Below are 8,790 nucleotides of genomic sequence, written 5' to 3'. Positions count from 1 at the left end.
CGCGTGAGGTCTGCCGGGACACCCTGGCCGAAGCACGACGGTTGGGCATCTCGGTACCGCGACTGGAAGCGGCGGAACCGCACTTCGCCCGCGAGATGAAGGACTGAGTGCACGGCCACCCATAACAGCGGAGTACGGGCAACCGGCCGCGCTTCACTTCGGCAGGCAACCGGAGCGACCAGGACACGGGCCGGCATCGGCACCACGCCGGCTCCGCAACGGCGAGAGCCCGGTCACAACCGTCCTCCGCCCGCGTAACGGCGCCGGACCGTGCCTTTCGGAGTGCGCCAGGAGACCCAAGTTATTTGACGAACGGACTTCGCCGTACCGGGAGCGCCTGGATGAACCCTTCAGGGCGGCGGAGCGTCCCTTAGGTGTGAAGAAATTGCTTTTGACCATTGCGATGCTTGCGTCGTTGTGCGCCTGCGGCCAGTCCGGTGCCGGTCCGGCACTCACTGTGGCCGGAAGTGAGACGATCGTGTTGCCGCGGGCCGATCAGCCCAAAGCGCATCGGCCCACCCTGGAGCGGCTCAAGCGAGAGGCGGCGTCGTCGGGTCGGCCTTTGGAGGAGGTCGTCAAGCGGTACGCGACCCGGATGGCTGCTACCTCGTCGCCCAAGCCGACGGACTTCGAGGGTTACGACCCCGCGGTGACCGACCCGGGCGTGACGATCGACGGCATTCCCTACGCCGAGCTGGTCGACCTTGGGACCGTCGCCAGATCGGAGGGCATCTCCTACGAGGAGGCCATCGACCGCTTCGGCTCACAGTCGTCCAACAGTCAGGTGATCGACAAACTTAATACGGAGTTTCCCGACGAGATCTCCGGCGTCAGGTACGTCGACGACCAGCGAGGGCTGCGCGTCGGCTTCAAAGGGCCCATCCCGACTCGCGCGATCGAGCTGGCCAGGACCCTCCCCGTGGAGGTCACCCTGATCGGCGGCAAGGGATTCTCGGCCGCGGAGCTCCGGCGGGCCCAGGACACGGTCGTCTCCTGGCTCCAATCCCGTCCTGAGGTGGCCACGATGACGACGCACCCAGATGACGAGACCGGCCACGTCAAGGTCACAGTTCAGCCGAAGACGATGCCGGACGATGCGGAGGAGTTCAAGCGTGGGCTTCAGCTCCCGCAAGTGGACAATCCGCACATCACCATCGAGGTCACGCTCTCCGCCGAGTCGGTCGCCGTTCGCCCGTAGTGAGCCACCGACGCGCACACGACTGGGCCCGAACGGTGGCCGGGCCGTTAAGCTCTCCGGTGTGGATGGTTCGCCCGTCTCCTTCAGGGGGCGGGCGTCGTAAGAGGGAACCCGGTGTGAATCCGGGACTGCCCCGCAGCGGTAAGCAGGAACGACCGCCGTCACAAGCACTGGGCTCGTGCCTGGGAAGCGACGGCCAGTAGGTCATGCCTCAGGCATGGTGCCCGCGAGTCCGAAGACCTGCCTCCGCCCGCGTGCCGCTCGGCGCGCGGTGGTCCGCGGCCTCGTGGGAGGGCCTGGGACGCGCTCGCCGGGGCCTGCTCCGCGTTGCGTTTCTCTCTCCCGCCTGGCCGCATACTGGCGAGACGAGGGAAGTTGCCATGAGGACGACCGTTTTGGGCTACCCGCGCATCGGCGCGCATCGGGAGCTCAAATTCGCTACCGAGGATTTCTGGGCCGGCACGATCGGCGCCGACGAGCTGGAGGCGACCGCCGCGTCGCTGCGTGGCTCGGTCTGGACCGAGCTGCGTGACGCGGGCCTTGATGCGATCCCGTCGAACACATTCTCGTTCTACGACCAGGTGCTCGACACCACGGTCATGATCGACGCCGTGCCCGCGCGTTACCGCGACCTCACCGGGCTCGACCGGTACTTCGCGATGGCGCGAGGCACTGCCGAGCTTCCGCCCCTGGAGATGACCAAGTGGTTTGACACCAACTACCACTACCTCGTTCCCGAGCTGGCGTTGGACACCCGGTTTCAGCTGGCCGGAGGCTCGGCCGCCAAGCCCGTGGCCGAGTATCTGGAGGCCAGGAATCTGGGGATCGAGACGCGGCCCGTGCTCGTCGGCCCGCTCACCTATCTCCTGCTGGCCAAGGCCGCGCCGAACTCGCCTGAGGGATTCACCCCGCTCGACCTGCTGGACTCCCTGGTGGAAACTTATGCCGAGCTGCTGGAACGGCTGGCCGGTGCGGGCGCGCGGTGGGTGCAGTTCGACGAGCCGATCCTGGCCCGCGACCTCGGGGTCCGGGAGATCGACGCGCTCGGGCGGGCCTACCGGCGGCTTGGCGGCCTGTCCAGCCGTCCGAAGATCCTGCTCGCCACGTACTTCGGCGCCGTCGGCGCGCAGGCGCTACGGATGGTCACCTCCACCGAGGTCGAGGCGGTCGGGCTCGACTTCGTCGCCGGACCCGGCAACCTGGAGGCGGTGGCCTCGGTCGGCGGGCTGGCCCGCAAGACCTTGGTCGCCGGGGTGGTCGACGGCAGGAACGTGTGGCGCGCCGACCCCGCGCGGGTGAAGTCGACGTACGCGGTGCTGCTCGGGTTCGCCGACACGGTGGAGCTGAGCAGTTCCTGTTCACTGCTGCACGTTCCGGTCGACCTCGACAGTGAGACGGCGCTGGACCCGGCGGTCCGGGCGCGGCTGGCGTTCGCCCGGCAGAAGGTCGCCGAGCTGGTCGGTCTCGCCGCCGATCTACGCTCCGAGAACCCGTCGGCCGTGAAACCCCCCGCCGTACCGGCCGATCCCGACGTCCGGGCCCGGCTGGAGGCTCTTGGTGACGCGCGGCGAGCCGATCGGGCGGTCCGGTTCGCGGCGCAGCGGGCCAAACTGGGATTGCCCGAGCTGGCCACGACGACGATCGGCTCGTTCCCGCAGACCGCGGAGATCCGCAAGGCCCGCGCGGACCGCAAGGCGGGACGGATCGACGAGAACGCCTACGTCGAGGCGATGCGCGCCGAGATCGCCCGCGTGATCACGCTTCAGGAGGAGCTCGGCCTGGACGTGCTCGTCCACGGCGAGCCCGAGCGCAACGACATGGTCCAGTACTTCGCCGAGCGACTCGACGGCTACGCCGCCACCGACCACGGCTGGGTCCAGTCGTACGGTTCCCGCTGCGTGCGCCCGCCGATCCTGCACGGCGACGTCTCCCGCCCCGGGCCGATGACGGTGGAGTGGGCCTCCTACGCCCAGTCGCTCACGCCCAGGCCGGTCAAGGGCATGCTCACCGGGCCGGTGACGATGCTGGCCTGGTCGTTCGTCCGCGACGATCAGCCCTTGGCGCAGACCGCTCGCCAGGTCGCCCTGGCGCTGCGTGACGAGATCACGGATCTGGAGACCGCCGGGATCGGGATCGTTCAGGTGGACGAGCCGGCGCTGCGCGAGCTCCTGCCGCTCCGCAAGGATGACCAGGAGGTCTATCTGGCCTGGGCGGTCGGGGCGTTCCGGCTGGCCACCTCCGGCGCCGCCGACTCCACCCAGATCCACACCCACATGTGTTATTCGGAGTTCGGCGAGATCATCAGTCCGATCGCCGACCTGGACGCCGACGTCACCAGTGTCGAGGCCGCCCGCTCCCACATGGAGCTGTTGCCCTACCTGACCGAGGTCGGCTACGCCAACGGCATCGGCCCCGGCGTCTACGACATCCACTCGCCGCGTGTCCCGACCACCGAGGAGATCGAGAACAACCTGCGCAACGCCCTCCAGGCCGTTTCGGCCGACCGTCTGTGGGTCAACCCCGACTGCGGGCTGAAGACCCGCGGCTACCCCGAGACGCGAGCCGCCCTGGCCAACATGGTCGCCGCCGCCCGAGCTGTCCGAGCGGATCTCTGATCAGTGCCGCTTCCCGGCCCGAAGCCCTGCTTCGGGCCGGCGTTCAGGAAGCTTCCTGGCCACGCACTGCATGATCGCGTTCAAGTCATCGACAGCTCACCCCCGGGGAGTGAACTGGGCCAGGTCGTAGATGCCGAGGCTCTTCTCGATGTCGGCCACCTGGTTGACGACGCCTGCGAAGCCGGCCGTACCGAAACGGCGGTGTTCCTCGTCTTCGAAGATCTCGCCCAACTCGGCGAACTGCTTGGCGGAGACGACTTCGCGCAGGGCGGGGAAGACGACGGTGTCCTCGCGCGCCTCGTGCGGTTCGTACATGCGGACGAAGGCGGCCATGTCGGCGACCAGGGCGCGGCGGGCCTGGGCGGACGGCGTCGCGACGCCGGTCGTGCCGGTGGCGTTCAGGATGCGGTCGGTCACCGTGCGTCCGCGCCGATGTTGCTGGAGCAGCACCGTGACGGTGCCGGTCAGCTTGCCGGCCTTGACCAGCGGCGGGAAGACGTACTTCTCTTCCAGGCGCTCGTGGTACTCCTCGATGAAGGAGCGGATGAGGCCCGCCGAGGCGTGCAGCGCCTGGGCCGGTACGACCTGGCCGCCGTCGATGCGCCGGATCCCGTCCCGGTAGATGAGCAGGATGCGCTTGAGCACGCCGTGCTCGCGCATCAGATCCTCAGGTGGGGTAACGGGTTCGATCTGCCCGGCCGGGGCGGAAGGCGTCGGCGAGGTGGCGTAGGAGACGTTGGTGGTATGCGTCCCGCAAGCCGTCAGCGCCGATCCGCAGACCACCACGAGCGGCAGGCCGAGCAACTCGCGCCGGTGCACAGGCGGCCTGTCGGCGCACGTCTGGTCGTCCTGTCCCACCGGCCGCATCCCGAGCCCCCAATTCATCTGCCGCATGCCCGCGCATCACGGGCATGCCCGGGTTCAGGCGATCCGATACGACGAATCGGGTAATGCCTGATCAAGGCCCCGATCAGGGGACGATCTGCCAGGGGCGCATCATCTCGGTGTTCTCGTGGCCCCGTGACGCTCCCAGGAAACCGGGTGATGACGTGGGAGGCGACTATCTGGATGTGCAGGGGGCGGCGCCCGGCCGTCCGGTTGGACCATTCACCAAGGAAGGACGGACGGTCGGGCGCCGCGGTCATGGGGGTCAGGCGCCCTTGGCCGCGTCGAAGCGGGCGATGACGTCGTTCCAGTTGATCAGCGACCACAGCTTCTCGACGTAGTCGGGACGCACGTTGCGGTACTGCAGGTAGTAGGCGTGCTCCCAGGCGTCGAAGACCAGCAGCGGGGTGGTGTTCATGCCGACATTGCCGTGGTGGTCGTAGACCTGCTCCACCACCAGGCGTCGGCTCAGCGGTTCCCAGGCCAGGATGCCCCAGCCCGATCCCTGCACCGTCGCGGTGGCGGTGGTGAGCTGCTTCTGGAAGGCCTCGAAGGAGCCGAAGTGCTCGGTGATCGCCTCGCCGAGGGCTCCGTCGGGGCGGTCGCCGCCGTCGGGGGAGAGGTTCTGCCAGAAGATCGAGTGCAGGACGTGCCCGGACAGGTTGAAGGCGAAGGTCTTCTCCAGCCCGACCAGCCCGCCGAACTCGCTCTTGTCACGCGCCTCGGCCAGCCTCTCCAGGGTGTCGTTCGCGCCCTTGACGTAGGCGGCGTGGTGCTTGGCGTGGTGCAACTCCAGGATCTCCCCGGTGATCGCGGGCTCCAGCGCCGCGTAGTCGTAGGGCATGTCCGGAAGGGTGTATCGGCCCACAGTGATCTCCTTGTTGCGCCAGACTTTATCGCGACTAGTTCGCAACAACAATAACTGTGCAACTACTTACGGGGTGTGCCGTGTGCTCCACCTCGCACGGGAGGCCCCCTCCGGCCATCGCCGACCTGATGCGACTTGCTGGCAATTGCAACTTATGTGCAGAATGTGGTGCTTTGATGCACAACGATCGTTTGATCTCGAACCTCCGGAGACTCACCACATGAGCCGCCCGCCCCGCATCACCCCGACCATCTGGCGGCGACGCGCCACCGAAGGCGGTACCCCGATCATGAGAAGACTGCTCGTCCTGGCAGTCGCTCTGACGCTGACCGCCTGCTCACCGGCTCCCGCCACTCAGGGGACCGGCCAGAAGGCCGAACCGGCGGCGGCGCCGCAGGCCGGGTTCCCGGTCACGGTGGAGAACTGCGGGCGCGAGCTCACGTTCGACAAGCCGCCCGCCAAGGTGGTGACCGGCTACCACCCCTCCCTGGAGACCCTGCTCGCGCTCGGTCTGGGCGATCAGGTCGCCGGGCGCACGAACTTCTCCGAGAGCCCGTTCCTGCCGGGGCAGCAGGAGCAGTACGCCAAGATCCCGGAGATCTCCGGCACGATCATGCTGCCGCAAAAAGAGGTCATGCTCTCCCAGGGCGCGGACTTCGTCCTGGACAACGCGATGGCCGGCTTCGACGCCGCCGGTGGTTACGCCACCGTGGAGGAGCTGGACGCGGCGGGCTCTTCGGTGTACATCCTGGGCGGCTGGTGCAGCCCCGAGGAGGTGCTCGAGTTCACCATCGACGACACCTACGCCGACCTGCGTAATCTCGGCGCGATCTTCGGTGTCCCCGACCGTGCCGACGCGTTGATCGGCGAACTTCAGGGCAGGCTCGCCGATGTCACGAAGCGCGTCGCCGGCCGCAGCCCGGTCAAGGTGCTGGCCACCGACGGCGGCAAGGGCCCGGTCAACGCCTACGGCGGCTCGGGCATCACCCACCAGATGATCACCGCCGCCGGTGGGACGAACGTGCTGGCCGACGTCAAGGGCGACTACACCGAGGTCAGCGCGGAGAAGGTCAGCGCCGCCCAGCCCGAGGCCGTCCTGATCAGCGACTACTCCACCCTGCGCGGCGAGGACATGCCGAGCTCGCCGGCCAAGGCCGCCGAGGCCTTCGCCATCGCCAAGAACAGTCCCGCCGCCAAGGAGCAGCGCTACCTCGCGCTTCCGGTGGCGGCCCAGCACCCCGGCTACCGCAACATCCTGGCCATCGCCGACATCGCCCGTTTCCTGCACCCCGACGCCTTCACCCGGTGACCGGCGCGACCCGGCAGAGCCCGGCACAGACCGGGATCGTGCCGAAGAGACGTCGTGCGAACGGGTTTCTCCTGCTCATCGCCGCGCTCGCCGTCGCCGTCGTCGTCTCGACCTGGCTGGCGGTGAGCATCGGCGCGGTGCACGTCGCGCTGCCTCAAGCCTGGGGCATCGTCGCCGACCGTCTCCTCCCCGGCGTCCTGACCGATGGGGGAGCGCGCACCTGGACCCCGGTACAGGAGCAGATCGTGTGGGAGTTCCGGCTGCCACGCGCGCTGCTGGCACTCCTGGTCGGGGCCGGGCTCTCTGTGGTCGGCGCGGTGCTGCAGGCCCTGGTACGCAACCCGCTGGCCGACCCGTTCCTGCTCGGCATCTCCTCCGGCGCCTCGTTCGGCGCGGTGCTTGTGCTGATCCTGGGCGCCTCGGCGCTGGGCGGGCTGTCACTGTCGGCCGCCGCCTTCGCCGGATCCCTGCTCTCGCTCGCCCTGGTGTACACGCTGGCGCAGCGGTCCGGCCGCCTGTCCCCGTCCCGGCTCGTGCTGGCCGGGGTGGCGCTGGCCTACCTGTTCCAGGCCGCCTACAGCTTCGTCCTGCAACTGGCCCAGAGCGGCCGGGCCGCACAGCAGGTGCTGTTCTGGCTGATGGGAAGCCTCGGCGGCGCCCGCTGGCACATGCTGCCGCTGCCGGCCGTCGTCCTCGCCGCCGGGGTGACGTACCTGCTGCTGCAGCACCGTCCGCTGAACGCGCTCGCCGCCGGAGAGGAGACGGCCGTCTCGCTCGGCGTGAACGTGCACCGCTTCCGCCTGATTCTGTTCGTGCTGACCTCGCTGCTGGTCGGTGTGCTGGTGGCCACCAGCGGCGCGATCGCGTTCGTCGGCCTGATCGTGCCGCACGCCGCCCGGCTGCTGGTGGGCGCCGACCACCGCCGCGTGTTGCCCGTCAGTGCCCTGCTCGGAGCGGTGTTCCTGCAGTTCGTGGACATCGCCGCGCGCACCGTCAACGCGCCGCAGGAACTGGCGCTCAGTATCGTCACCGCCCTGTTCGGCGTGCCGTTCTTCCTGTGGCTGCTGCGCCGCCGCTCCGTGGACCGGGCGGTGAGCGTCACGTGAGGCTCGATCTGCGCGGCGTGTCCGTCACACTGGACGGTCACCCGATCGTGCACGAGGTCGACCTGGTGGTGGACGACGGCGAGTTCGTCGGCCTGGTCGGACCGAACGGTTGCGGCAAGTCCACCCTGCTGCGTTCGATCTACCGGGCGCTGCGCCCCGCCGCCGGGCTCATCACCGTCGACGGTGACGACGTGCACCGGCTGCCCGCCCGCCAGGCCGCCCGGCGCACCGCCGTGGTCGCCCAGGAGACCCCGGCGGACCTCGACTTCACGGTGGCCGAGATCGTCTTCATGGGCCGCACCCCGTACAGGGCCGACGCCGCCAGCGACGAGGAGCTGTGCGCGCGGGCGCTGGAACGCGTCGGCCTGGCCGGCGCCACCGAGCGGATCTTCGCCACCCTGTCCGGCGGGGAGAAACAACGCGTCCTGCTCGCCCGCGCCCTGGCCCAGCAGACCCGCCTGCTCCTGCTGGACGAGCCCACCTCCCACCTCGACATCCGCCACCAGCTGGAGATCCTGCATCTGGTGCGCGAGCTGGGCATCGCCACCCTCGCCGTGCTGCACGACCTCAACCAGGCCGCCGCCTTCTGTGACCGCCTCTACGTGATGAACGCCGGCCGCATCGTGGCCGGCGGGCCGCCCGACCGGGTCCTCACCCCGGACCTGATCTGTCAGGTGTACGGCGTGCGCGCCGTGCAGCGCACCCAGCTCGTCTTCGAGCGGCTCAAGGAGGAGCGGTGATTCCCTGACCGCCGCCCCTGTCGCCGTTCATCCGGGTGGCGCCGCGTGTCCTTGCCGCCGTCCAGCACG

7 protein-coding genes and 1 riboswitch are annotated in these 8,790 nt (G+C 69.1%); of the genes, 5 read left to right on the top strand and 2 right to left on the bottom strand.

Translation table 11 applies throughout. The features are described from left to right. Window positions 1–385: 385 nt before the first annotated feature. Window positions 386–1,198, top strand: a complete 813-nt coding sequence (locus ABZ664_RS38585) for a hypothetical protein (RefSeq protein ID WP_362522078.1) — start codon at window positions 386–388, stop codon at window positions 1,196–1,198. A 49-nt stretch (window positions 1,199–1,247) separates the two neighbouring features. Then, window positions 1,248–1,461: riboswitch (cobalamin riboswitch) on the top strand. 117 nt (window positions 1,462–1,578) lie between these two features. After that, window positions 1,579–3,813, top strand: a complete 2,235-nt coding sequence (gene metE / locus ABZ664_RS38580; protein WP_362522075.1) for a 5-methyltetrahydropteroyltriglutamate--homocysteine S-methyltransferase — start codon at window positions 1,579–1,581, stop codon at window positions 3,811–3,813. A 96-nt stretch (window positions 3,814–3,909) separates the two neighbouring features. Here metE and ABZ664_RS38575 read toward each other — a convergent pair whose 3' ends face one another. Next, the gene (locus ABZ664_RS38575) at window positions 3,910–4,707 is read right to left on the bottom strand and encodes a hemerythrin domain-containing protein (protein WP_362522073.1); all 798 of its coding nucleotides are present in this window, start codon (window positions 4,705–4,707) and stop codon (window positions 3,910–3,912) included. Window positions 4,708–4,963: 256 nt separating this feature from the next. Continuing rightward, window positions 4,964–5,566 (bottom strand): superoxide dismutase, encoded by a 603-nt coding sequence (locus tag ABZ664_RS38570; protein ID WP_362522071.1) that lies wholly within the window; start codon window positions 5,564–5,566, stop codon window positions 4,964–4,966. Between the two features lie 220 nt (window positions 5,567–5,786). Here ABZ664_RS38570 and ABZ664_RS38565 point away from each other — a divergent pair, with 220 nt between their 5' ends. From ABZ664_RS38565 to ABZ664_RS38555, 3 genes are read left to right on the top strand one after another with little or no spacing between them, the layout of a single operon-like run. Then, a complete protein-coding gene (locus tag ABZ664_RS38565) occupies window positions 5,787–6,875 on the top strand; it encodes an ABC transporter substrate-binding protein (RefSeq protein ID WP_362522069.1) in 1,089 nt (362 codons plus the stop codon). A 38-nt stretch (window positions 6,876–6,913) separates the two neighbouring features. After that, on the top strand, window positions 6,914–7,981 hold the full coding sequence (locus ABZ664_RS38560) for an iron ABC transporter permease (protein WP_362522066.1): 1,068 nt from the start codon (window positions 6,914–6,916) through the stop codon (window positions 7,979–7,981). Then, complete coding sequence (locus ABZ664_RS38555; RefSeq protein WP_362522063.1) at window positions 7,978–8,721, top strand: ABC transporter ATP-binding protein; 744 nt, start codon at window positions 7,978–7,980, stop codon at window positions 8,719–8,721. The genes ABZ664_RS38560 and ABZ664_RS38555 overlap by 4 nt, the downstream gene beginning before the upstream one ends. The last annotated feature ends 69 nt before the right edge of the window (window positions 8,722–8,790 follow it).

It is taken from the genome of Streptosporangium sp. NPDC006930, from assembly GCF_040635605.1.
In the GTDB taxonomy this organism is placed as follows: Bacteria; Actinomycetota; Actinomycetes; order Streptosporangiales; family Streptosporangiaceae; genus Streptosporangium.
This window is presented reverse-complemented; position numbering and strand designations above follow the sequence as displayed.

What these genes read in the sequence shown, in the direction of transcription:
- metE (WP_362522075.1), top strand. Translation starts at nt 1,579, where the DNA reads ATGAGGACGACCGTTTTGGGCTACCCGCGCATCGGCGCGCATCGGGAG.
- ABZ664_RS38575 (WP_362522073.1), bottom strand. Translation starts at nt 4,707, where the DNA reads ATGCGGCAGATGAATTGGGGGCTCGGGATGCGGCCGGTGGGACAGGAC.
- ABZ664_RS38565 (WP_362522069.1), top strand. Translation starts at nt 5,787, where the DNA reads ATGAGCCGCCCGCCCCGCATCACCCCGACCATCTGGCGGCGACGCGCC.